This is a genomic window from Clostridium estertheticum, from assembly GCF_011065935.2.
GTDB lineage: Bacteria > Bacillota > Clostridia > Clostridiales > Clostridiaceae > Clostridium_AD > Clostridium_AD estertheticum_A.
The window spans coordinates 3,639,343-3,663,970 of the sequence record NZ_JAAMNH020000001.1; the positions used below are offsets into that span (position 1 = coordinate 3,639,343).

Sequence of the window (24,628 nt, forward strand, 5' to 3'; positions counted from 1 at the left end):
CCTTATACTAAAGCAGCAACGTCTAATATCAAGGTAACTAGTCCATCCCCTAAAATAGTTGCTCCTATATATTCTTTTAATCCTTGCAGTGTTTTTCCTAGAGGCTTTATTACAATTTCTTGTTGTCCTAGAAGCGAATCTACTAAAAGCCCTACTATTTTCTCTCCCACCTTTACAATAACAATGTATTTCTTATTTTTACTATTAGTTTCTACTTGCAATTTTTTATTTACTCTTACTAGTGGAATTACGGAATCGTTGTAAACAATAACTTCTTTATTATTAGTTTTTTTAATTAGTTCGTCTTTATAGTCTATTACTCTATCAATATAGCCAAGAGAAATAGCCATAGTTTCATCACCAATTTTCACAAGGAGTGCTTGAATAATTTGTAGTGTCAATGGTAATCTTATAATAAAAGATGTACCTTTGTCAATTTCACTTATTGCATCTACCGTTCCACCAAGAGCAGCAATTTTAGTTTTAACAACATCCATGCCCACTCCACGACCAGAAATATCTGTTACCTGCTCATTAGTGCTAAAGCCTTGTTCAAAAATCAAATTCTTTATGTCTGATTCCGACATTCCGTCAGTATTTATACCAACTTTATTCGCTTTTGCCTTGATTTTGGAAACGTCTAGCCCTTTACCATCGTCTTCAACCTTTATTATAGCTTTAGTACCTTCTGCATAAGCTATAAGTTTAATTGTTCCAATAGGATTTTTTCCTTTGGAAGTTCGCTCCTCTGAAGACTCTATACCATGATCTGCTGCATTACGAAGCAAATGTAATAGTGGTTCACCTATTTCATCAATAACTGTCCTATCAAGTTCGGTATCTTGTCCTTGTATTTGGAGCTCCATCTCTTTCCCAAGATCTTTTGACAAATCTCTTATCATCCTTGGAAATCTATTAAATACTACTTCTAGTGGAAGCATTCTAATTTTCATCACTAAATCTTGCAATTCTGAGGTGGCCCTAGCTACTTGTTCTAGTGTTTCATTTAGATCATTTAATTTATGAACACTGCTTATCTGTTCTAGTCTTGTTCTATGAATTACAAGTTCTGATACCATATTCATAAATTTATCTAATCTATCCAGTTCAACTCTCACAGATTGATGAGCCTTTTTATGAACTACCGCTTCCTTTTTATCCTTATTTATATCGACCTCTTTACCTTTAACATCCATGGTGGTCATATTTTTTACTGCACCTACATCAACTTTTGAAGCTTGTTCTATTCCTTTAAATTCTTCTGATTTATCATAGTGATTTTCCTTCGCTACATTAACCGAGGCATCCTCTACCATTACTTTCTCCACTTCAGAAATATTCAGCAAAATGTTGATAACCTCATCTTTTTCTTTACTAGTTATATAAATTAAATTTATTTCGAATTCAAAGTTTTCATTTTCTAATTCTTCAGCGCCAGGTATAGATTTAATTATTTCACCATATTCTTCTAAGCTCTTAAAAATGAGAAATGCTCTTGCTGACTTAAGCAGGGTATTTTCACTTAGTAGAATCTTTATTTCATAGGCATTGTACATTCTATCCATAGCTTGTTTAATAACATTAATGTCATATTCATTAAGAGAAATTCGCTCAGCACCATTATTATCGCTCTCCACTGTAACTGCGATTTCTTTTTTAATATTTTCAGTAGTGTCCTTTCCTTCTGCTATAGAATGCAGATCCTCTATTATATCCTCAATGGAAATTTCCTCTGAAATCCCCTCCGATATATTATTTACCATCTTTTCTAATGTATCCAGACATCTAAATAAAACAGTTACTACCTTTTCTGTCACTTTAAGCTTACCCTCTCTAAATTTAGAAAGAACATCCTCCATCTTATGTGTTAATTCAGCCATTTGGCTAAATCCCATAGTTGCAGCCATACCCTTTATAGTATGAGCTACCCTAAATATTTCATTTAGCTTGTCTATATTTTCTGGTTGTTGTTCTAAAATAAGAAGTGCTTCATTCAATGTCTGCAAATTTTCCATAGATTCTTCTAAGAACATTGACATATATTGCGATGTATCCATTTTTTCCCCTCCTTGTTGATTGTAAATGCCTTACATTTTTTTATAAATAAATGTTGATGCTTTTTCAAATCCATACTCTTTATAATTATATATACTCTCAGTGGCCCCAACAAAAAGTAATCCACCTTTTTTTAGTGACTCACTAAATTTTTTATATATTTTATCCTTAATATCTGCATTGAAATAAATAACTACATTTCGACACACTATTAAATCAAAATTGCTTTCATAATTATCTAAGATAAGATCATGCTTCTTAAAATCCACCATTTTTTTAATTACAGAATTAATGCAGTATTTATCACCCTTAACTAGGAAATATTTTTCAAGAAATTGTTTTGGTACATTTTTAACTTCTGCATAGACATATTCACCATTCTTTGCTTTTTGAAGTATTGTACTGTCTATGTCTGTAGCTACAATCCTATGACTCGCTCTTGGGTATAAATCATCCATAATCATAGCTAATGAATAAGGCTCAGCTCCAACAGAGCAGGCTGCACTCCAAATTTTAAGCCCTCCATTATATGAAAGTTCAGATTTAACTTTTTTTGAAAGCTCCTCGAATATTTCTGGATTTCTAAAAAATTCTGTTACGTTTATAGTAATAAAGTCTAAAAATTTCTGTTTTTGAGCCGCATCCCTCTTTAATAAACTAATATACTCTTCTACTGAACTCACTCCAACTCTTGACATTAAGCTTAAAATTCGCCTATGCAATTGATTGGATTTATAAGCGGCTAAATCTATTTTATATTCTTTTAAAACCCATTGCTGAAAATATATTAAATCCATAGCCATAATCATCTCCCCATTACAACTTTAGTGATTTCCTCAGCAACATTATCAAGGGGAACAACTTCATCTACTTTACCGGTTTCAAAAGCCGCCTTTGGCATGCCATATATGATACAAGTAGATTGGTGCTCTGCTATAGTAAATCCTCCATTGTCTTTAATAGCTGCTGTACCCTGCGCCCCATCTCGTCCCATGCCAGTAAGTATAACACTTAAAAGCCGTGATCCATAAACTTCCGCGGCGGATATAAAGAGCTTATCTACTGCTGGTCTAACTCCCCAAATACTAGGTTCTGTATTTAAATGTATCCTCTTATCCCTTCCTATTTCCATATGATATCCACCAGGAGCGATATAAACTACGTTTTTTGAAACTGTGTCTCCTTCCCCCGCTTCTACAACCTTTAGTTTACAGTTTAAATTAAGTCGCTCAGCAAAGGCCTTTGTAAAACCCATGGGCATATGCTGCACCACAAGGACTGGAACTCCTATATCTTCTGGCAGCGCAGTTATTACTTTATATAAGGCTTTAGGGCCGCCTGTGGAAGCTCCAATTACTACAGCCTCTACATAGTGCATTGTGGCTGTTCTACTGCGGAGGGTAGTCCCTGTGTTTGTAGCTACTTCATTTAATCCGATAGTACTATTCCTATTTAAGTCTATTCTACTTGATTTAACGCTTTTTTCTGACATTAAGGTGTTTTTACCCTCACACTGCATAAATGCCAGTTTTATTTTTTGCACCAATTCATCTCTAACTTTGTTAATGTCTAGTGATATTGCTCCAGATGGTTTTGCTATAAAATCGAAGGCACCTTGTTCAAGACATTCCATAGTTAATTCTGTACCAGCTTTAGAAACACTACTAAGCATAATAACCGGCACATTTATATTCATTTTTTTCAATTCCTTTAAAGCTTTTATACCGTCCATTTTTGGCATTTCAATATCCATGGTTATAACATCGGGTATTTTACTTACTATTTTTGTTAACAAGTCTTGCCCATTTTTTGCTGTATCTATAACTTCCATTTCTGCCTGCGCATTAATCATGTCAGAAACAATTTTCCTCATTAATGCTGAATCATCTACTACGATCACTTTAATTTTTTTTAACAATATATACCACCTCATTAACATTGCAATTAATCTAAATTTCCGTGGTTCCCATACCTACAGTTCTAATAAATAATGACCCACTTGTGGTATCAAATATTAAAGTTCTGCCTTTATTACCTCCAATGTCTTCTGAAAGTATTGGAATGGATAAACTTTTTAGTGCACTTTTTACCGCTATACCATTTCTATTTCCAATGTCCATGACTATTGTTTTATCTGGGAAATTAAACATGGAAGCTCCACCTGCTATTTTAGCTCTCATATTTTTGAGCGTTGCGCCTTTTTTTATCATAATCTCTACGAGTATGGGGATAGCTAAATCTGCAAATTTGATTTCGTTAGTTACTTTATTGAATTGGCTGCTATCTGGAAGCATTATGTGTGCCAATCCTCCAATACCTATATCTTTATCATAAATTGCAATGCCTACACAAGACCCAAGTCCCACGGTTATTAATTTATTTGGCGAAAAAGCCACATTTAAATCTGCAATCCCTACTTTTATTTCATTATATTCCATATTTACACCCTATTTATAATATTTGGATTTTTTCTTCTTCTGTCAATATAGCTGAAAGATTTAAGTATATAATTATTCTACCATCAATCTTAATAAGCCCCTTGATATATCTTCTGGATATTCCAGAAATGATTTCAGGTGAATCTTCTATGCTGTCCATCTTTACATCCTTAACTTCAGAAACAAAATCAACTATTATACCTATTTTACTATGGTTTTGCTTAGCAACTATTATCTTACTTCCTTCTTGTATCACTGCTTCCGGCAAATTAAATCTTTTTGATAGTGTTATAACTGGCAAAATCTTACCCTCATAATTTATAACACCTTCCACAAATTGTGGAGAGTCAGGAATTTTAGTTGACTTTTCGTATTCTAGTATTCTTTCGACTTCCATAATACCCGTAGCATAATACTCATTATTTATGCTAAAAATCAAAATCTTTATTTCTTGCTGCTTCATATTAAATCCCCCTACAATTGTAATTTATGGACTACTAATTCTCTGTTTTCATCTATAAATGCATGAACACTTTTACTAGGAGTATCCATTATGTATTCTCTTGTACCTATAATAAACCTAGTATTTGGATAAGCAACTTCTGCCCATATATGGCCATTATTTTCTACAATAAGCTTTGTTGCAACCCCTCCTAGTCCCCCAACTATTTTGCATTTAATTTCTTTTCCAGCTTTTATAACTCCACCTCTAGCTACACTTTTATCCTTTTGAAAGATTACACTATCACTTGCTTCTATTTGTGATATGTATTGTCCAATACCTCTAAAGATAATGTTACCTGAACTCTTAATTATTGAGTCTTGGCAATAGTCTAGCACTACATTAACAGGAAGAGTTAAATTCATGGAGAGTATAGCAATCTTATTATCAATAATTGTCACCACATCATTTAGTTCTTCATAGTTCTTGATATTAAGCGGACCTAAATTTAGTATTTTCTTTTTAATTATATATACTAGCTCATCCTGGTCCATGCCTTGTTTCAAAATCCTTTGAGCTACGCGAGTTGCAGTTTGAGGAAGTTTTTTAAATTTAGATTCTAGTAAAATTTTTATTAGTTCACCATCACTGGTATTTCTTTCTAAAAGGTTCATTTCTTTAAGTTGCCTTATAGAAGATGTTAATTTTGAAACATCGTTTTTCAGGCTATTTAAATCACTTAAATATTCTAAAATTAATACATCTTCTTTTCCTGCTGCAACATTTGCATGGATTACATTACCCTTTATCACAACATCACCACTGGCAATAATTTCTGCTTCTGCTACATTGTTTTTAATTAAAATGCAATTGCCGGATTCTACTTTCATACCTTCCAGTACACTGCCGGTTATAACTATATCTCCTACAAATTTAATATTTCCAGTTTTTAATTCCACATCTCCATTTATTTCATGAGTTTTATAAACGAAAAAAGTGTTTACCCTGACAGATGGTCTACCTTCACTTGTAGCCACCACAGTAAATTCATCTGAAAGCTGGCAACCTTCTCCTGTGGATAATATTATTTTTTTTGCAGCTTTAACTTTTATAATTTTGCCTGTAATATCTATTCCATCTTCTCCATTTTTTCCTGGACTTACAATAGCTAAAACTTGTCCTTTTTCTACTCCACTTACAGCACCTATAGCCTTGTAGTCTATAGAATCTACATTGTCACATTGCTGCTGGTCTTCTGCATTTACCTCATTGAATTTAATTTCCATACTATCATCTATTTCAGGTATAGGTTTCTTCCCAGTTGCAATTAACACTCCCGAAACTTCATCAGCCTTTGCACATTTTATAATGTTCATCTTTAAAATGCCATATGTAATATTATGATTTTGCAACTCATTTTTAATCTCGAGTTCTGTAAATTTCGGTGGCATAATTTCTTCTTTTACGTCTATTTCTAATGTGGCGGAGCTTTTGCTTTCAGCATCTTTTAGTTTATAAATGATAGTAGGATTATATACAATACTAATATAAGCTTCCATCTTGTCTTCACTTGTTCTTAAATTCATCTGCCTTTTAGCTTTCACTTCTTTAAATACAATTCCTATATTACTATCCTCATATACGGCAGTACTGCCACTTACGTTTTCTCCATTCACAGTTACTGTGATATTGTCACTCATAGAAATTGTTGCTGGTCTCCCACCTGGTTTAGGGTTTTTTACAATGACACTACCAAGGCGAATTTCTATAGTTCCATTTGTGACATCTTCAGCAGTATTTTTTATGTGTTCGTTTTCTTCATCATTTAAACCTTCTATTTCATCAATAGAAATTACAGCATGTTTTTTGAAAAAGCCACTTTTTTCCTCAAGTATCGTATATTTTATCTTTTCTACTGGAACCCCCAAACTAAAACTTGCAAGACTTAAACATTCCTGAATATTAGAGCCTTGGAATTTTTTGTCACATGCTTTAGCTACCAATATATACCACCTCTTTCTATAGAGAAATTATACCATAATTCTTCTATTCTTTTAATAACATTTCAATTGTTTTATTTGTTTATCGACCTATTTCCTATAAACTTTACAATTTTCTGTTTATCTTCTTTTAATTCATTTTGAAATCCCAGCATTATTGAATTTATTATTGGATTTTTTGAGGAATTAAAAGAAAATTCATCCACACTACTTATGGGTAGTACATTGGGTGAGGTTCCGGAAATAAAAAGTCCTGTTAAGGATTCAATGTCTCTTTTATGGACATTTTTTTCTTCAACTACTATATTTAACTTTTTGCAAGCCTTTATAATAAATTGTCTTGTTATGCCTGGTAAAACATTCTCTACCTTTGAAGTTAAAACTTTAGAGCCTATAACCATAAAAATGTTTGATCTACTACCTTCAGTAATAAAGCCAGCATCGTCCACTAGTATTGCCTCATACACGCTATTACTATCAATTTTCTCGTTTACTTTTTCTCTAAAGTCGCTATTTATAACTTTGGCATTAGGATTACTACGTTCCACCTGACACGTAATAGTTTTTACGCCTTCTTCGTATTGCTCTTTCGATGGGTATGCATGAGGTATGAAATATGCCAAAAATCTTTCAGTTAATGATTTGCTATTTTCATTGTGCACAGAATTAGGTTGATAATTGATAACTAATTTTATATTTCCCTGGCTTATATTATTTTTATGTATTAGTTCAAGAATTCCATCTATTATTTTTTCCTTTGTAATACATAAATTATATTTCATAATTTTTGCAGAATTTTCTAAGCGGCTTAAGTGCTCCATAAGAAATATAGGCACTCCATCACTTATCCTGATAACTTCATATAATGATTTTCCTATACTCATATTATAATTCTCAAATTCTTGCCTTTTCTTAAATTCGTCCCCAAATAAAAAGTATTCATTCATGCACTTGTCCATATATAGCTCCTCCTTTAAATTTTCTGGAGAGGTGAAAGTTATAAATTTCTATCTCTCTAGAATTTATTTTAAGTTATAACCTTTTTCTGGGTTTATACTACTATTTCCATTTTAGGATTTCAATTTTATCATGTGTTTTCCTGAAATTTATTAAGTAAGGATGACCCACCAAATTAAAAAGTGGCAAATCTGATAGAGAATCAGAAAACATATAAGAGCTTTCAAAATCCACTTCAATATTTTCCTTTTTCAAAACTTCTTTCAGTCTCTTTACTTTTTCTTCTCCCTTGCAATTTTCCCCCAAGATTTCATTTCTATGTAAGCCATTCTCCAGGGTAAACCTTGTTCCTATTACTTTATCTACTCCTTCTATGTTGTAGAGCTCCCTTAAATAGAATTCAGCAGATGCAGAAATTAAATAAATTTTGTAGCCCTCTACTTTCATCTTTTTTATCATCACAATAGCATCATTATATAGTATTTTACTTAACCTTTTTTCATAAAATTCTTTGACAATTTTTTTCATTTCATTTTCCTCTATACCATCAATGAATCGTATAAAGGTTTTCTTTACTGTTGAGGCATCATGGATCTTCAAAGCGTAAAAAATAGATGAATATATACTCTTAGGTAGATATTTTAATAATCTAGGATTTTTTCTCATCATAAAAAAATAAAATTCTACTAATGTCTCTCGTTTTGTTAGAGTGTAATCCACATCGAAAATAGCTAATTTTTCTTTCACTATTATATCTCCTCACTTATACCAACTTAATCTTACATTACTCTTATTGTACTCTATTTATATTATTATTAATATTGTTACCATTGAATCTCTATTCATTCCTTTATTTAAAGTTAAATCATCTTCTTCGAAGCTGCAATATTAACGACTTCAGAAGGAGATTTAGACTGCCACTGAATTTCCCTCTTTGTTATAGTACGTGAACCCGCTTATATAAATAGGAGACCTTCCTTCTAAAATGTCGTTAAAAAGAGCCGATGCATTTGCAACGACTCTTTTTATTGAACCCTATTTCTCTTCTTTAATCATTTCTTCATAATATGCAGTTACTTCTGCGAATTCTTCATCTTCTGGGATAATTAATTCGCCTGTTTCTTCATCTCCAATTACTTTGAAAAGATATATTGAATCGTCCTCAGGATTTTGAACTAATGCATATTCATTATCTTTATAAGTAAATCCATCTACTATTTCACATGGAACTACATTACCATTTTCATCTTCTAAATCTACAGTTAGTGCTTCTCCTTCGCCACAGCCGCAACCACAACCATCGTGTTCATCGTGATCATGACCACCACATCCACAGCCTTCATTTTCTTCATCTGAACCACATCCACAGCCTTCATTGTTTCCACATCCGCAGCCTTCGTTTTCTTCAGTTACGGAAGATATTTTTTTATCTTCATTCATAATGTGTTACCTCCTACATTTCAGTATATTTTATATTCTACCCTTAATTTGAAAATATTAAAAGTGTTTTTTTTAAATTTTATTGTTAAGTTATTGTTAAATCTTTTTATAATGTATTTTAACGACATTTCAGCATGGGCGATAATGATTTAATTACAAAGGAAGATGAAATTTAATTCATCTTCCTTTGACTTTGCAATTTTAAATACTATTTTTGATCAGCAAGTCTTTTGTAACTGTCTAATCTTTCCATAGCATCTTTTTCTGTTTTAACAAATAATGCTTCTGCTGTTTCTGGGTATATTTTTGCAAGTGAAGAATATCTTACTTCGCCCATTAAATATTCTCTAAATGAAGTAGTTGGTTCTTTAGAGTCTAGTATAAATGGATTCTTTCCTGCTTCTTTTAATTCTGGATTAAATCTATACATAGCCCAGTATCCAGATTCAACAGCTCTCTTAGTTTCAAATTGAGTACATCCCATTCCTGCTCTGATACCATGATTGATACATGGTGCATAAGCAATTATAAGTGATGGTCCTTTATAAGCTTCTGCTTCTTTTATAGCTTTTAGTGTTTGATTTTTATCAGCACCCATTGCTATTTGAGCAACATAAACATATCCGTAGCTCATTGCCATCATACCTAAATCTTTTTTCTTAGTTTTTTTACCTGTAGCTGCAAATTTTGCAATAGCTGCAGTTGGAGTAGATTTTGAAGATTGACCTCCAGTATTTGAATATACTTCTGTATCCATTACAAGAATATTTACATCTTCTCCAGATGCAAGTACATGATCAACTCCGCCAAAGCCTATATCATAAGCCCAGCCATCTCCACCAAATATCCATTGAGATTTTTTAACTAAATGATCTTTTTTACTAAATATTTCTTTTAATGCTTCATTATTATCTTTTTCAGATGCTAATAATGGTAACATTTTATCAGTTGCAGCTTTTGAACCCTCTGCATCTTGTTTGTTTTCAATCCATTCACTAATAGCTACTTTTAATGCATCACTTGTATTTAAAGTTAAGGCTTTAACTGCTGACAATTCAACCCTATCTCTTAATTGAGTAGTTCCAAGGAACATTCCAAGTCCAAATTCAGCATTATCTTCAAATAATGAGTTAGCCCAAGCTGGTCCTTGACCACATTCATTAACTGTATATGGTGATGCTGGTGAACTTCCTCCCCAAATTGAAGAACATCCTGTAGCATTAGCTATTAACATTCTATCTCCAAATAATTGAGTTATAAGTCTAGCATATGGAGTCTCTCCACATCCAGCACATGCTCCACTGAATTCCATTAATGGTTTTTCAAATTGACTTCCCTTAACAGTTGCAGTTCCCATTGGATTTTCTTTTTTAGATAATGATTGTTCGAATTTCCAATTTTTTATTTTTGCTGATTGTGTTTCATATGGTTTCATGATTAATGCTTTTTCTTTTGCTGGACATACTTCTGCGCAGTTACCACAACCAGTACAATCTTCTAAACTTATACCAATAGTGAAATTTAGTCCTTCAAAATTCTTTCCGCCTGCAGCTTTTTTACTTTCATAGCTTTCTGGAGCCTTTGCAAGTTCTGCGTCAGTTGCTAAGAATGGTCTTATTACAGCATGGGGACATACATACGCACATTGGTTACATTGTATACATTTATCCACTTGCCATTCTGGTACATTAACAGCAATACCTCTCTTTTCGAAAGCAGCTGTTCCTGCTTGTAGTGTTCCATCTTCTATTCCAACAAATGCACTAACAGGTAGGGAGTCTCCCTCTTGTCTGTTCATTACATCAGCTATATTTTTAATAAAATCCGGTCTAGCTTCTTTTTCAGTATCATTAGCGTCCACAGCCTGTTTCCAGCTATCTGGCACATTAATTTTAACAACCGATTCAATTCCTTTATCTATTGCAGCATTGTTCATGTTAATAACTTTTTCACCTTTTTTACCGTAAGATGAAATAACTGCTTCTTTAAGATACTTAACTGCATCTTCTACAGGAATAATGTCTGCAAGCTTAAAGAAAGCAGATTGCATTATCATGTTTGTTCTTCCACCAAGACCTATTGATTGCGCTATTCCAACTGCATCGATAATGTTGAAGTTAATATTATGAGTCGCAATATATTTCTTCATTGATGCTGGTAAATGTACTTCTAATTCTTCTGGAGTCCATATACAGTTTAATAAGAATGTTCCATTGTCTTTTATTCCTTTTAGAACATCATATTTATATATATAAGATTGATTACCACAAGCAACATAGTTTGCAGCATTTATTAAATATGTTGATTTTATAGCTTTCTTACCAAATCTTAAGTGAGAAACTGTAATTCCACCTGATTTTTTAGAATCATATGCAAAGTATGCTTGAGCATACATATTTGTATGGTTTCCTATGATTTTTATAGCACTCTTGTTAGCTCCAACAGTACCATCTGATCCAAGTCCCCAGAATTTACATTCTTTAGTTCCTTCAGGAGTTGTTGTTATTTCAGGTCCTGTTACAAGTGAAGTATTAGTAACATCATCAACTATTCCTACAGTAAATCCGTTTTTAGGAGATTCTGCTTTTAAGTTTTCAAATACTGAAACCATTTGTGCTGGAGTAGTATCTTTTGAACCAAGTCCATATCTACCACCAACTATAACTGGTCTGTTTTCTTTTTCATAATAAGCATTTCTTACATCTTGGAATAATGGTTCTCCAATTGATCCTGGTTCTTTTGTTCTATCGAGTACTGATATCTTCTTAACTGTAGAAGGTATGTATTTGAAGAAATGTTCCATTGAGAATGGTCTGAATAAATGTACCTTAAGTACTCCAACCTTTTCTCCTTTTGCATTTAAATAATCTATAGTTTCTTCAATTGTATCGCAAACTGAACCCATTGCTATTATTATTCTATCTGCATCTGCTGCACCATAATAATTAAATAAATGGTAGTCAGTTCCGATTAATGAATTTATTTTTCCCATATATGTTTCAACTTTTGCTGGAAGAGCATCATAGTATGAGTTTGAAGCTTCTCTTCCTTGGAAATATATGTCTGGATTTTGTGCCGTTCCACGAGTTACAGGATGCTCTGGATTAAGCGCATGATTTCTAAATGCATCTAGTGATTCTGTATTTATAAGAGAAGCTAGAGTTTCATAATCCCAAGTTTCAATCTTTTGTATTTCGTGAGAAGTTCTAAAACCGTCAAAGAAGTTTACAAAAGGAAGTTTTCCTTCAATAGCTGTTAAATGAGCAACTGGTGAAAGGTCCATTACTTCTTGTACGCTACCAGACGCAAGTAGTGCAAATCCAGTTTGTCTTGCAGCCATTACATCTTGATGATCTCCAAAAATATTAAGTGCATGAGTAGTTAACGCTCTAGCAGCTACATGGAATACTCCAGGTAGTAACTCTCCTGCTATTTTGTACATGTTTGGGATCATTAATAATAATCCTTGAGATGATGTAAAGGTTGTAGTTAATGCTCCTGTTTGAAGTGATCCGTGAACTGCTCCTGCTGCTCCCGCTTCTGATTGCATTTCCATAATTTTAACTTTTTGACCAAATACATTTTTTGTTTCCTTTGCTGCTAATTCATCACAATACTCTGCCATTGTTGAAGATGGTGTTATAGGATAAATTGCTGCCACGTCAGTATATGCATAAGCAACGTGTGCTGCTGCTGTATTACCATCCATTGTTTTCATCTTTCTCATTAATAAACCTTCTTTCATTAATAATATTGTAAAAGTGTTTTACGAAACTTTTTAAAGCTATTTTTTACATTTTCTTGTTTAGTTTGACCATAGGTCGTGCTTTTATTCAAAATACAAACTAAGTAATCTATAGATTACTTATAAATGATTTATAAATAATCTATAGATTACCGAGTCTATAGATTTATATTATTTAATGTTATTTAACTAAATTTTTTCCCATTTCTTCTGCTTCAACTAGTTGCTGCTTAGAAGGTGCTTCATTAATGGTTAATTTTTGTATAACATTAAATTCATAATCGTTCATTTGACTTTCCCATTTGTTCATAAACTCGCCATCATCCCATCCATAAGATCCAAATAATCCAGTAACTTTGTTACCTAGTGGTATCAATTTGAATTTATCAATGAAAGGTTGCATTTCCTTTTGTTCTATTCTATTGTTATCCATTGATGGACTTCCGAAAGCAACTACATCTGCCCTAGTTACATCTTCCACTGTAGCTTCACTAACTAGTTTAACTAGTACCTCTGCTCCTGCTGCCTCTGCACCTTTAGCTATGTGATTAGCTAGAACCTCAACATTTCCATTATTGCTCCAATAAATTATTGTCAATTTTCTCATTACTACCACCCCATGCTTTCATTATAATAGATAGTTTTAATTACCCTTTAATTATACATCATAATGAAAAATATTCAAGTTCTTTGTTATGAATATTGTATAAATATTGCATTATACTTTAATAATTCCTTAATAAAGTATATAACGGCTATTTTTCGCTAATTTTCGCCTAATTTATACTTTTCCCCACTTTTAATAACTACAGAACTGTAATCTTTTGAATCTAATAGCTCCTTAAAGCTCTTTTGAGCATCTACATCACCATGTACAAGAAAAATTCTTTTAGGTTTTATCTTCATATGGTCAATCCAATTAATTAAACCATTTCTATCTGCGTGACCAGAAAGTCCTTGCAAATTATATATTGAGGCAGCTACGGAAATATCTTCCCCGAAAATTTTAACCATTTTATTTCCATCTAAAATCTGTCTACCTAATGTCCCCTCAGCTTGATATCCTACAAATACTATAGAATTTTCACTTCTCCATAAACCATGCTTTAAATGATGTTTTATTCTACCTGCATCACACATCCCACTAGTAGATATTATTACCATACCCTTTTGAACCTCATTTAATTTCATAGACTCCTCTGCAGAATGAGTAAACTTAAGTCCCGCAAAACTCAGTATATTATTATCATGTTTTTCCATCTCTTTTGCCTCAGCATCAAAATATTCTCTGTTATTCTCAAAAATTCTTGTTGCTTTTTCAGCCAGTGGGCTATCCACAACCACAGAGAGGTTTTTAAGCATATCCTCATCAAAATAGGTGTTCAAGGCATATATAACCTCTTGGGTTCTACCCACTGCAAAGGATGGAATTAGAACATTCCCACCTCTTTCAAAAGTTTCTTTTACTATATTCGCCAGTTCCTTTAATACATCTTGGAAATTATTATGTACTTTGTCTCCATAGGTAGTTTCCATAATTACATAATCTGCACACTCTATAAATGTAGGATCATTTATAAGTGGAATGTTAATATTACCTAAGTCGCCACTATAAACAAGTTTTACAGGCGCTTCCCCTTTTTCTTCTACTTGAAGTTCAATAATCGCTGATCCCAGTAAATGGCCTGCATCTGCAAATACAATTGTTAAGCCATCAAAAGGTTTTATTTCTTCATTGTAAGGATAACTTTTAAAAAGCTTTAAACACTCTTCTGCACTTTTTAAGGAATACAAAGGCTCTATAGGCTCTAGCCCTTTTCTTTTAAGCTTCTTATTCTTCCAGGCAACATCCATCTCCTGAATGTGACCACTATCTGGGAGCATCACCTGGCATAGTTCCATTGTAGCCTTTGTACATAAAATATCACCTTTAAATCCACTCTCATATAATAGTGGGATTCTTCCACTATGATCTATGTGCGCATGGGATAATATCATTAAATCTATATCTGCTGGGTTAAATCCAAAATTCTGGTTTTTATCTCCCTCTCCATCTCTTCCTTGGTATAATCCACAATCCAATAAAATAGTTTTATCTCCTACTCTTAGCATATGGCATGAACCTGTAACACACTCCGCTGCTCCAAAAAAATTAAGTTCCATCTTATTCTCCTTTAATTTATATTATTATTTTTCACATATAATAAGCAAGGATATATTGTCATAATTACAGTTTACACTTTTTTTGGTTTTTTTATATAATAAATATTATTTAAAATAAAAAAAGATGAAGAAGTTTTACACTCTTCATCTTTTTCTATATTTTTCTATTAGATTAACTATCAAATCAATGCTATTTTCTGTGTTACTTGTATTCATTTTCCCAATATATTTTTCTGAGTCATTATACAATTCATTAATTTTCATTTGTAAATATTCAGGAGTTAACTCCTCATCTTGAATAACCATACTATACCCACTTTTTTCAAAAGATTTGGCATTAAGGATTTGGTCTCCCCTGCTGACACTCGCTGATAGTGGAACTAATAAATTAGGCTTTCTTAATGCTAAAAGTTCAAAAATTGCATTTGCGCCTGCTCTTGATACCACAAGATCCGCAGCAGCCAATAAATGAGGTAATTCATTCACTACATATTCAAATTGCACATAGCCAACTTTGTTTTGAACTGATTTATCCATATTATCCTTGCCACAAATATGAATAATATTATACTTCAAAATCAATTTGTCAAGCTTTGTCCTTATGGCTTCATTTATAACTTTAGATCCTAGGCTTCCACCAATAACCAGCAATATTGGTTTTTCATTTTTAAAGTCACATATTTCCTTAGCCTTTATTTTGCTTCCTAGAAATAATTCTCGCCTTATAGGATTACCAGTTACTACCCCTTTTCCACCTTTTATTTCATTTAAGGCCTCTGGAAAAGTTACACATACCTTTGTGCAATAGGGTGCGGCGAGTTTATTAGCAAGTCCTGGTGTAATATCACATTCATGTGCAATTACTGGCACCTTGGACAGGTATGCCGCAAGAACCACTGGTACAGAAACAAAACCACCCTTTGAAAAAACAATATCCGGTTTTTCAATTTTCATTATTTTTTTTGCTTCAAAAATCCCTTTAATTACTTTTAGTGGATCGGAAAAATTCTTTATATCGAAATACCTTCGAAGTTTCCCACTAGAAATAGGATAATATTTTATATTTTCACCCTCTATTATTTTTCTTTCAATGCCCTCTTTTGTCCCAATATATTGGATTTCATAACCTAACATTTTAAGTTTTGGTATAAGTGCAAGATTTGGTGTAACATGTCCTGCTGAACCGCCACCAGTCATTATTATTTTGTGCTTTTCCACTTTAACACTCCTTTAAAAAACATGCTTTGCTCAGTTTATTCTACATTATTATATACCAAATTCAATAAAAAGTTCTACTATTTATTAAAAATCGTGTTGTCCATAATTTTCTAAACAGTATATAATTTTCAAAACTACCCTTCAACTCACTATAATAAAAATGTAATCCCAGGATAAACTACTATCATACCAATAAAAACAAAATTAAAAAGGAGGAATTAAAATGGCAAACAGAACATTAGTACCACAAGCTAGAGAGGGATTAAACAAATTTAAAATGGAAGCTGCTCAAGAAGTTGGAGTTAATTTAACTAATGGTTACAATGGAGATCTTACTTCAAGACAAAACGGTTCTGTAGGCGGACAAATGGTTAAAAAAATGGTTGAGCAATACGAAAAAAACCTATAATTTAAATTTTAAATAAGTTGAGAGGTATATGCTAGTCATATACCTCTTAATTTTGATATTTTTATCTGAATCATATAAATATATGTATTTTTTTGATTCATTAAAATATAAGTAATATGTAATTATTTTTCAATTAATTAAGATTTTTCATATAATAACAACAATTAATTTAAAATGTTGTACTTGACTTATTTTCCTTCAATATTATATTATATATTTCAAATTTCTACACAAGATACTAACATAACACAAATAAAATATAAAAGGAGGAATTAAAATGTCAAATAGAACATTAGTACCACAAGCTAGAGAAGGGTTAAACAAATTTAAAATGGAAGCTGCAAAGGAAGTTGGAGTTAATTTAACTAATGGTTACAATGGAGATCTTACTTCTAGACAAAACGGATCTGTAGGCGGACAAATGGTTAAAAAAATGGTAGAACAATACGAAAACAATCTATAATTTAAATTAGTTGTTAAAGGGTATATGCTAGTCATATACCCTTTGATTTTGATTTTGATTTTGATTTTGATTTTGATTTTGATTTTGATTTTGATTTTACGTAAATCTTATAAAAATTTATAGTATCCTTTCATCTATTTAAAATATTTCATATATTTCATATATTTCATATAACTAAAGTTACAATTTAAAGTTTACTTGCCTTATTTACCACCAATATTCTATTATATATTTTAAGTTTCTGCACAAGATATCATCATAACAAAATAAAATATAAAAGGAGTGATTACCAAATGGCAAACAGAAAATTAGTACCTCAAGCTAGAGCTGGATTAAATAAATTTAAAATGGAAACTGCAAAAGAACTAGGTGTTAATTTTACAGATTACAATGGTGATTTAACTTCAAGAGAATGTGGCTCTGTTGGTGGAGAAATGGTTAAAAAAATGGTACAACAGTACGAAGAAAATTTATAATGATAGCTAAAATATAATAAAGACACAATGACGCAGGTCATTGTGTTTTTAATATTCAGCTTCGAAGAAGATGATTTAACTAAGTTTAAATTCTATGATTTTCAATTGAATAGATTTGTTCCCATTGTACTCATTTATTTGAGGTGTAAAAATTAAATCTAGTTTCATTCCTCTTGGATTTCCAAAATAATTCATATAGTCTTGTCCATAGGAATCTTTTAGCATTTCCATAAATTCATCTACTCTATTAAAAAATATTCCATCAATTGTTTTATTTGTTCCTGGCATTAAAAATTTTATTTTAATTGTATTAGCATTTTTCCCTAATATATCTATTTTTAAAACTGGAATGTTTTTTTCAGCAAGTAGTGGTGAGGGATTTCCTTTACCATAAGGCTCTAAAAGTTCTAATTCTTCAATTATCCCATAATTTATTCTATTTAGTGGCATTCTTTCATCGATTCTTACTTTAGGTATAATATCCTCATCCGTTAGCCTGCAGATATAATTTAACTTTTGCCTTAATTTTTCTATATTTTCCTCTTTTATAGAAAGACCTGCAGCCATTGGGTGTCCTCCAAATTTTAATAGTAGCTCTTCACATTTTATTAATTCCTCAAATAAATTGTATTCTTCAATGGATCTTGCTGAACCTTTAGGGTTGTCTCTTCCTTTAGTTAATATTATTGTTGGAACGTTAAAAGTTTCCCTAACACGCCCTGCTACAATTCCTGCGATACTCTCATGAATGGTATCTTTATAAATTACTAATACTTTGTCATTTCTAAAAGCTGAATGCTGCACAAGCTCAATTACCTTTTCCACATTTTCCGTTGTCATGTCTTGTCTTTTTTTATTAAGTTCAAATAATGTTTTAGCGAGTTCTGCTGCGCGAGTCTCATCTTCACAAATAAGAAGTTCAACTGAAATAGCCGCTGACTCTAATCTTCCTGTAGCATTTATGCATGGTCCTATTTGAAACCCAACATGATAGGATTTTATCTCTTTATCAGAAATGTTCAAAATGTCCTTCAAACATTTTAAACCAAGATTTTTTGTATTTGTTAACATTCCTAAGGCATTTTTAGCAATTATTCTATTTTCATCAATTAAATCTACCACATCACAAATAGTTCCTATTCCCGCTATTTCTATAAATTCCACTACAGCTTGTTTATTAATTCCAAGTTTTAAATATAGCGCTTGTACAAATTTAAGTGCAATACCTGCGCCACACAACTGTTTAAAGGGATAATTACAATCCACTTGTTTTGGATTAATAACTGCATCCGCTGGAGGAATCTTGAAAGTTCTAAGCCCCCTGCTATCTTCGTCAAAAGATAACTCATGGTGATCCGTTATTATAACTGTCATTCCTAGTTCTTTTGCCAATTTAACCTGCTCAGTTGCAGCAATTCCATTATCACAAGTCAAAACCACTTCAAAGCCTTCTGAACTAAGCTTTCTTATTCTATCACTATTTATCCCATAACCTTCAAGTTCCCTATCCGGAACATAGTATTCTACCAGTGCACCACATTTTCTTAATGATTTATACATTATAACAGTACTAGTAACACCATCCGCATCATAGTCTCCATATACTACTATTTTTTTCTTGTTTTCAATAGCGAGTTTAATTAATTCTGTGGCTTTTTCCATATCCTTCATTAAAAATGGATCATATAAATCCTCTAAACTAGCTGTCATAAATTTTTTTATATCTATTTTATTTTGAAATCCCCTATTAATTAAAATCTTAGCTATGACCTCACTTACCCCAGAGTCTTTTGCAAGGGTTCTAATGTCTTTAGAGGTACTTCTTATTAACCACTTTTTCTCCATATTTATCTCCTAATTAATTATTATTTCATATTTGGTTCTGAACTTTTATGGACAACAAAACTTAATGGGACCTAACCCTTTATGTCATTAAACCTTGCTAGGCATCAAGACTTGAATAGTAGCATTCACTAAAACTCTGTTTACTACTTCCATTATTTCCACTTCACTTATATTTTCCATCCCTTTAAATTCAGAAAAAATTACAGAACCATCTCCATACATAACTTCATATACACATAAATTCATACTAGTTTGAATAGATCTCTCTAACGCTAGCATCCTTCTTAATTTGTAACTTTTACATAGTTTTAAAACTGAGGCCTTTTCAAAATGGCCCTTTAATTTTTTAACTTCCTCAATTTGATTATTAATAATTTCTATGGTGTTATGTACATTTTCAAAGGAAGTCCCAAGGGTAATAGTAAAAAGTTTTATTCCTGTCTCATTTTTAATTTTACTACTTATATCATAGACAAGGCCTCTTTTAGTTCTAATTTCATCATATAGTATACTGCTTGTACCTTCTCCGAAAACCAAGCTAAATAGCTTTAGTGCACTAATCTCTCTATCATTTAAATTATGAATGGGGAAACAATATTGAATTTTAGCACCTTGCAAGTCATCTCTATATTGGAAGTAGGTACCTGGATTATTATTTTCGTATATATATTGCTGTGCATCTTCTATATGCTCATCTTCTTTAACTAGCTCAGTATTAAATGATTTTTTATTAAAATTACAAAGATACTTTTCCACTATGTCTGAAACACATTTAAAGCTCATAGAAGATATTACGCTCACTACGCAATTATCTGGGGCATAGTATTTGCAATAAAAATTTTTAATTCTGTCTACGGTAATGGAACGAATTGATTCTTCTGTACCTATAATTAAATTCTTTATTCTTCGCACATTAAACCCATTATAAAGCATGGAATCTTCGCAAAACTGATTAGAATCATCTTTCCACTCTTTTAATTCGGCGGAAATAACATCTATCTCTTCTTTGAACCCCTCCACTGGAAAAGTTGGATTCAAAAGTATATCCGAGTAAATTTCAAAACCCTTTTCAAAATCCTCATCTAATGTGGTTCCATAATATACTGCATAGGGATAATTAGTCATTGCATTACAAAATCCGAAGGTTTCATCACATAATTTATTAATCTGGTATTCCGTTCGGGAATTGGTACCCTTAAAAAGCATATGCTCAACCACGTGAGCAATTCCGAGTTCACTATTACCCTCACGATTTGCTCCAGCATTAAATCCTATGGTAAAGGAAGTTAAATTATTCTCTGCACTTTTATATAGTAACTTTACTCCATTTTTAAACGTAACTTTTTCCATTTAATCACCTTCTTTTTTTATTTTATTTATTTTTGTATTATTTTCGATTTTTTTGTTGTAAACTAATGTGTGTGGTAAATGACAATATTCACTTTATTAAAAGGGTGGTGAGTAAATTCTTAAACATATTTTATTTAAGAATAAAATTCTATGAATAAAAAGCATAAAAGAATACAGTCCTTGATTCAATTTATTAAGTATTCAATGGTTGGTGCTTCTAACATTATAATAGATATTATCATATTAAACATTCTTTCCTATACTACTGGCATAACTCATGGGAAAATATTATTTATTTTTAATCTTATAGCCTTCTCCGTTTATTCAGTTTGTGGGTATAAGTTAAATCAGAAATTCACTTTTAGTGGAACTCCACAAAAAAAAGCTTACTTTCAATACGCATCTGTACTATTTTTTAGTATGCTTTTAAATAGTTTTATGTTAATTTTATTAACTAGACACAACCCACTTGCTCATCATATGCATAGAGGATGGAATATAATGAAGTTAAATCATCTTTGGCTTAACATATGTATCCTAATAGATTCTATGACTATTGGTTTTCTTGGCTTCTTAATTAACAAATTTTTTGTTTTCAATAAAAAGAAAACACGCTAAAATAAGTTTTATTTAACTTTTTATTGCGTGTTTTATATTATTGTTTATTATCATCTTTTACTTATTATTTTTCAACTGTTGTTAACGTAACTTCCTCTACATAATCGTCTACTAGTGCATTAGTTAAGTTTTTGCCTCTACCTGCCCTATTCTGAACGTTTATATCCTGAAGTCTTATAGTCTTCTTTTCGCCTTTAAAAGAGCTCACGGTTAAACACAAATCTTGCTCAAAGGTTACAGCTATCTCATTTGAACCTTGGTCTTTTTTTGTTACTGCAGGTACCAAATCTACAAAAATAACTTCATCCTCATCATCTCTTAGGCTAATTCCTGTTACCCCTGAGGCAACTTTCCCCATAAAGTTAATAGTATTCACATTAAATCTTATGCACATTGCCTTTTTAGTCACCATTAGTATATCCTTATCTTCCTTATCACTGTTGATCTTTACAGAGGTTAATTTATCTTCTTCTGTCTTAAGCTTATATACCATGGCCCCGAAGAAATCTCCTTCTAATTCACAAAGCTTAGTTCGTTTTGTAAATCCTTTTTTAGTAAAGAAATATATACTTATGTCTTCATTGAAACTATCGATGGACACAATGTCTACTATTTTATCCTCAATATTGAAATTGTCAAGCAAGGTGTTAATAAATATACCAGTCTTATCAATATTCTGAATCATATAACTAGGTAATTTATGAACTGCGCCTTTTTCTGTAAATATAAGCAGTGTAGCAGATGATTTAGTATAGGTGCTTAAATGTGTATTGGTTTTTCTACTAGATATTTTTATTGCACCTTTTGCATTTATACTAATATAGAATTCTTTATAATCATATCCCTGCGTAAATTCTATTTTTACCACTTCATCCACTGAGGTGAGATTAAATAACTGAGTACCTATTGTATTTCTATCAATATCCTGAAGTACCGGCTCTTCCACAGAAAACTCCAACCCTTCCTTTGTTAATACCTTTAAGAAATTTTCTTGCCTTTCCTTATCAATTAACACAACATGAAGAAGTTTTTCATTTTCTCTTAGCCTTAAAGCAGATAATTTAGTATAGCTCGTCATAAATTTGTCCAAGTCTGTTTTCTTTATATTCCCTTTATTTGTAAAGAACATAAATTCCTTTTCAGCAGATAAATTTTCAGAGGAAAGTGTATCAACGATTTTCTCTTTTGTTAAATCTATACCTCGAAGTAGGGTATCAAGTCTTTCGCCTTTTTCCTTCCACTTATATTCCGGCACTAAATCGCCTCTTAGTTGATACATATTTCCAAGGTCTGTAAAGATCATTAAGGTATCTTTAGTACTTGCTCCGATTAAATATGTATTAAAATCTCCCTCTCTATACTCTATATCTTCTATATTAGTGTTAGACCTATTATAAGATTTCATAGGCACTCTTTTTATATAACCATCGTTAGATAGCGTTATCATAATATCCTCTACCATGATTAACTCTTCCACATCTATTTTAGCCTCATTATCATCTTCAATAATTTCCGAACGCCTAGGATCATTATATTTTTCTTTGATTTCTGAGATTTCCGTTTTTATTACTTTCAAAAGTTCCTTCTCATTTTCAAGAATTTTTTTATATCCTTTAATTAGTGCTTCCAGTTTTTTATATTCCTTTAAGAATATTTTTATTTCAAGCCCTGTTAGCCTGTATAGCATAAGTTCAAGAATTGCATCACTTTGAATACTCGAAAATCCAAACCTACTAATAAGGTTTTCTCCAGCATCCTTTTTAGATTTTGAACCCCTAATTATTACAATAATTTCATCCATTACATCTACTGCCTTAATAAATCCCTCTACAATATGGAATCTATTTTCAGCAACTGCTAGTTCATTTTGAGTCCTTTTAGTCACAACATCCTTTTGATGATTTAGGTAGTGCATTAATATGGTTTTAAGCCCCATAGTTTGAGGCTTTCCATTAGCCAACGCTACCATGTTAAAAGGTAAATTACATTGAAGTTCTGTTTTTTTCAACAGGTATTTAAGTACCTTACTCGCAGTTTCCTTATCTGTGGACTTTTTAAATTCAATTACAGATCTAAGTCCACTTCTATCAGACTCATCTCTAATATCTATGATGGACTCTAGTGCTTTTGCATGTTTTTTGTCCGCTGTCATATCAGAAATAGATCCAAGAAGCTTTGCCTTATTTTTTCTGTAAGGGAATTCTGTAATAACTATGCCAAGGCGTCCACTTTCTAATGTTTCAATTTTCATTTTAGAACGCAGAGTTACCTTTCCTTCACCACTCTCATAAGCAGCTTGTATAGCGTTTTTACCGATTAAAATGCCTCCTGTTGGTAGATCTGGTCCTTTAATATATTTCATTAGCTGTTTTGTAGTGATTTCCTCATTATCTGCATAAGCTAGCAATCCATCAATTACCTCGCCTAGATTATGAGGTGGTATGTTTGTTGCTATTCCTACAGCTATTCCAAAGGTCCCATTTACTAGCAAATTAGGATATCTAGAAGGCAGTACAGATGGTTCCTTTTCTGTATCAGAATAGTTATCTACCATCTCCACAACGCCTTTATCAATATCTCTTATCATTTCAAGAGCAATAGGTGAAAGCCTTGCTTCTGTATAACGCATAGCAGCCGCATTATCTCCATCTTGACTTCCCCAGTTTCCATGACCATCTATTAATGGTTTTCTTGTGGCAAAATCTTGGGCAAGTATTACCATGGCGCCATAAACAGAACTATCTCCATGGGGATGGTATTTACCAAGAATATCTCCAACTATTCTTGCTGATTTATAATAAGGCTTGTCTGGAAAGGCCTTTAGCATATATGCTCCATAAAGAATCCTTCTATGTACTGGTTTTAAACCATCTCGTACATCTGGTAGCGCTCTATCCCGGGCAACCTCCACGGCATATGGAAGGTAGTTATCTGGCATTGCTTCCTCTATAGGAGTCATTATTATATTATTGTCTTTAGGTACGTCAAATTTTTTTGCCATTTAATAAA

The 24,628-nt window shown here is 32.0% G+C and carries 20 protein-coding genes; 4 read left to right on the forward strand and 16 right to left on the reverse strand.

Annotation, left to right across the window (positions count from 1 at the left end):
• Positions 1 to 2 precede the first annotated feature (2 nt).
• From G9F72_RS17395 to G9F72_RS17455, 13 genes are all read right to left on the reverse strand, one after another.
• Complete coding sequence (locus G9F72_RS17395) at positions 3 to 2,057, reverse strand: chemotaxis protein CheA (protein WP_164955893.1); 2,055 nt, start codon at positions 2,055 to 2,057, stop codon at positions 3 to 5.
• Positions 2,058 to 2,087: 30 nt separating this feature from the next.
• Positions 2,088 to 2,852: a CheR family methyltransferase gene (locus tag G9F72_RS17400; protein WP_164956080.1), complete on the reverse strand. Its 765-nt coding sequence runs from the start codon at positions 2,850 to 2,852 to the stop codon at positions 2,088 to 2,090.
• A gap of 8 nt (positions 2,853 to 2,860) precedes the next feature.
• Entirely contained in the window at positions 2,861 to 3,988 is a 1,128-nt protein-coding gene (locus G9F72_RS17405) for a chemotaxis response regulator protein-glutamate methylesterase (protein ID WP_164956081.1), read from the reverse strand.
• A 16-nt stretch (positions 3,989 to 4,004) separates the two neighbouring features.
• Positions 4,005 to 4,493: a chemotaxis protein CheD gene (locus tag G9F72_RS17410; protein WP_164955894.1), complete on the reverse strand. Its 489-nt coding sequence runs from the start codon at positions 4,491 to 4,493 to the stop codon at positions 4,005 to 4,007.
• Positions 4,494 to 4,506: 13 nt separating this feature from the next.
• Complete coding sequence (locus tag G9F72_RS17415; protein ID WP_164955895.1) at positions 4,507 to 4,956, reverse strand: chemotaxis protein CheW; 450 nt, start codon at positions 4,954 to 4,956, stop codon at positions 4,507 to 4,509.
• A gap of 11 nt (positions 4,957 to 4,967) precedes the next feature.
• Complete coding sequence (locus G9F72_RS17420; RefSeq protein WP_164955896.1) at positions 4,968 to 6,938, reverse strand: flagellar assembly protein A; 1,971 nt, start codon at positions 6,936 to 6,938, stop codon at positions 4,968 to 4,970.
• 71 nt (positions 6,939 to 7,009) lie between these two features.
• A complete protein-coding gene (locus G9F72_RS17425; RefSeq protein ID WP_164955897.1) occupies positions 7,010 to 7,894 on the reverse strand; it encodes an aminotransferase class IV in 885 nt (294 codons plus the stop codon).
• A gap of 100 nt (positions 7,895 to 7,994) precedes the next feature.
• Entirely contained in the window at positions 7,995 to 8,645 is a 651-nt protein-coding gene (locus G9F72_RS17430) for an HAD-IB family hydrolase (RefSeq protein WP_164956082.1), read from the reverse strand.
• Positions 8,646 to 8,927: 282 nt separating this feature from the next.
• Entirely contained in the window at positions 8,928 to 9,332 is a 405-nt protein-coding gene (locus G9F72_RS17435) for a DUF1292 domain-containing protein (RefSeq protein WP_164955898.1), read from the reverse strand.
• 208 nt (positions 9,333 to 9,540) lie between these two features.
• Positions 9,541 to 13,059, reverse strand: coding sequence for a pyruvate:ferredoxin (flavodoxin) oxidoreductase (nifJ, locus tag G9F72_RS17440; RefSeq protein WP_164955899.1), 3,519 nt, complete (start codon positions 13,057 to 13,059; stop codon positions 9,541 to 9,543).
• Between the two features lie 199 nt (positions 13,060 to 13,258).
• Entirely contained in the window at positions 13,259 to 13,684 is a 426-nt protein-coding gene (locus G9F72_RS17445; protein WP_164955900.1) for a flavodoxin, read from the reverse strand.
• A gap of 158 nt (positions 13,685 to 13,842) precedes the next feature.
• Positions 13,843 to 15,240 carry an MBL fold metallo-hydrolase RNA specificity domain-containing protein gene (locus G9F72_RS17450; protein WP_164955901.1) on the reverse strand — a complete coding sequence of 466 codons (1,398 nt, stop codon included), beginning with the start codon at positions 15,238 to 15,240 and terminating at the stop codon, positions 13,843 to 13,845.
• Positions 15,241 to 15,384: 144 nt separating this feature from the next.
• Positions 15,385 to 16,458, reverse strand: coding sequence for an undecaprenyldiphospho-muramoylpentapeptide beta-N-acetylglucosaminyltransferase (locus tag G9F72_RS17455; RefSeq protein WP_164955902.1), 1,074 nt, complete (start codon positions 16,456 to 16,458; stop codon positions 15,385 to 15,387).
• Positions 16,459 to 16,681: 223 nt separating this feature from the next.
• Between G9F72_RS17455 and G9F72_RS17460 the strand changes: the two genes are divergently transcribed.
• The 3 genes from G9F72_RS17460 (at position 16,682) to G9F72_RS17470 (ending at position 17,806) form a co-directional block, all read left to right on the forward strand.
• Positions 16,682 to 16,867, forward strand: a complete 186-nt coding sequence (locus G9F72_RS17460; RefSeq protein WP_124998098.1) for an alpha/beta-type small acid-soluble spore protein — start codon at positions 16,682 to 16,684, stop codon at positions 16,865 to 16,867.
• A gap of 277 nt (positions 16,868 to 17,144) precedes the next feature.
• Complete coding sequence (locus tag G9F72_RS17465; protein ID WP_164955903.1) at positions 17,145 to 17,330, forward strand: alpha/beta-type small acid-soluble spore protein; 186 nt, start codon at positions 17,145 to 17,147, stop codon at positions 17,328 to 17,330.
• A gap of 293 nt (positions 17,331 to 17,623) precedes the next feature.
• The gene (locus G9F72_RS17470; RefSeq protein ID WP_164955904.1) at positions 17,624 to 17,806 is read left to right on the forward strand and encodes an alpha/beta-type small acid-soluble spore protein; all 183 of its coding nucleotides are present in this window, start codon (positions 17,624 to 17,626) and stop codon (positions 17,804 to 17,806) included.
• Between the two features lie 75 nt (positions 17,807 to 17,881).
• Here G9F72_RS17470 and recJ read toward each other — a convergent pair whose 3' ends face one another.
• Complete coding sequence (gene recJ / locus G9F72_RS17475) at positions 17,882 to 19,651, reverse strand: single-stranded-DNA-specific exonuclease RecJ (RefSeq protein ID WP_164955905.1); 1,770 nt, start codon at positions 19,649 to 19,651, stop codon at positions 17,882 to 17,884.
• Between the two features lie 87 nt (positions 19,652 to 19,738).
• On the reverse strand, positions 19,739 to 21,001 hold the full coding sequence (locus tag G9F72_RS17480; RefSeq protein WP_164955906.1) for a M16 family metallopeptidase: 1,263 nt from the start codon (positions 20,999 to 21,001) through the stop codon (positions 19,739 to 19,741).
• Positions 21,002 to 21,151: 150 nt separating this feature from the next.
• Here G9F72_RS17480 and G9F72_RS17485 point away from each other — a divergent pair, with 150 nt between their 5' ends.
• A complete protein-coding gene (locus tag G9F72_RS17485) occupies positions 21,152 to 21,619 on the forward strand; it encodes a GtrA family protein (RefSeq protein WP_164955907.1) in 468 nt (155 codons plus the stop codon).
• A gap of 64 nt (positions 21,620 to 21,683) precedes the next feature.
• On the opposite strand, the gene G9F72_RS17490 is transcribed toward G9F72_RS17485, so the two are convergent.
• Positions 21,684 to 24,620, reverse strand: a complete 2,937-nt coding sequence (locus tag G9F72_RS17490) for a DNA topoisomerase IV subunit A (protein ID WP_164955908.1) — start codon at positions 24,618 to 24,620, stop codon at positions 21,684 to 21,686.
• Positions 24,621 to 24,628: the final 8 nt, after the last annotated feature.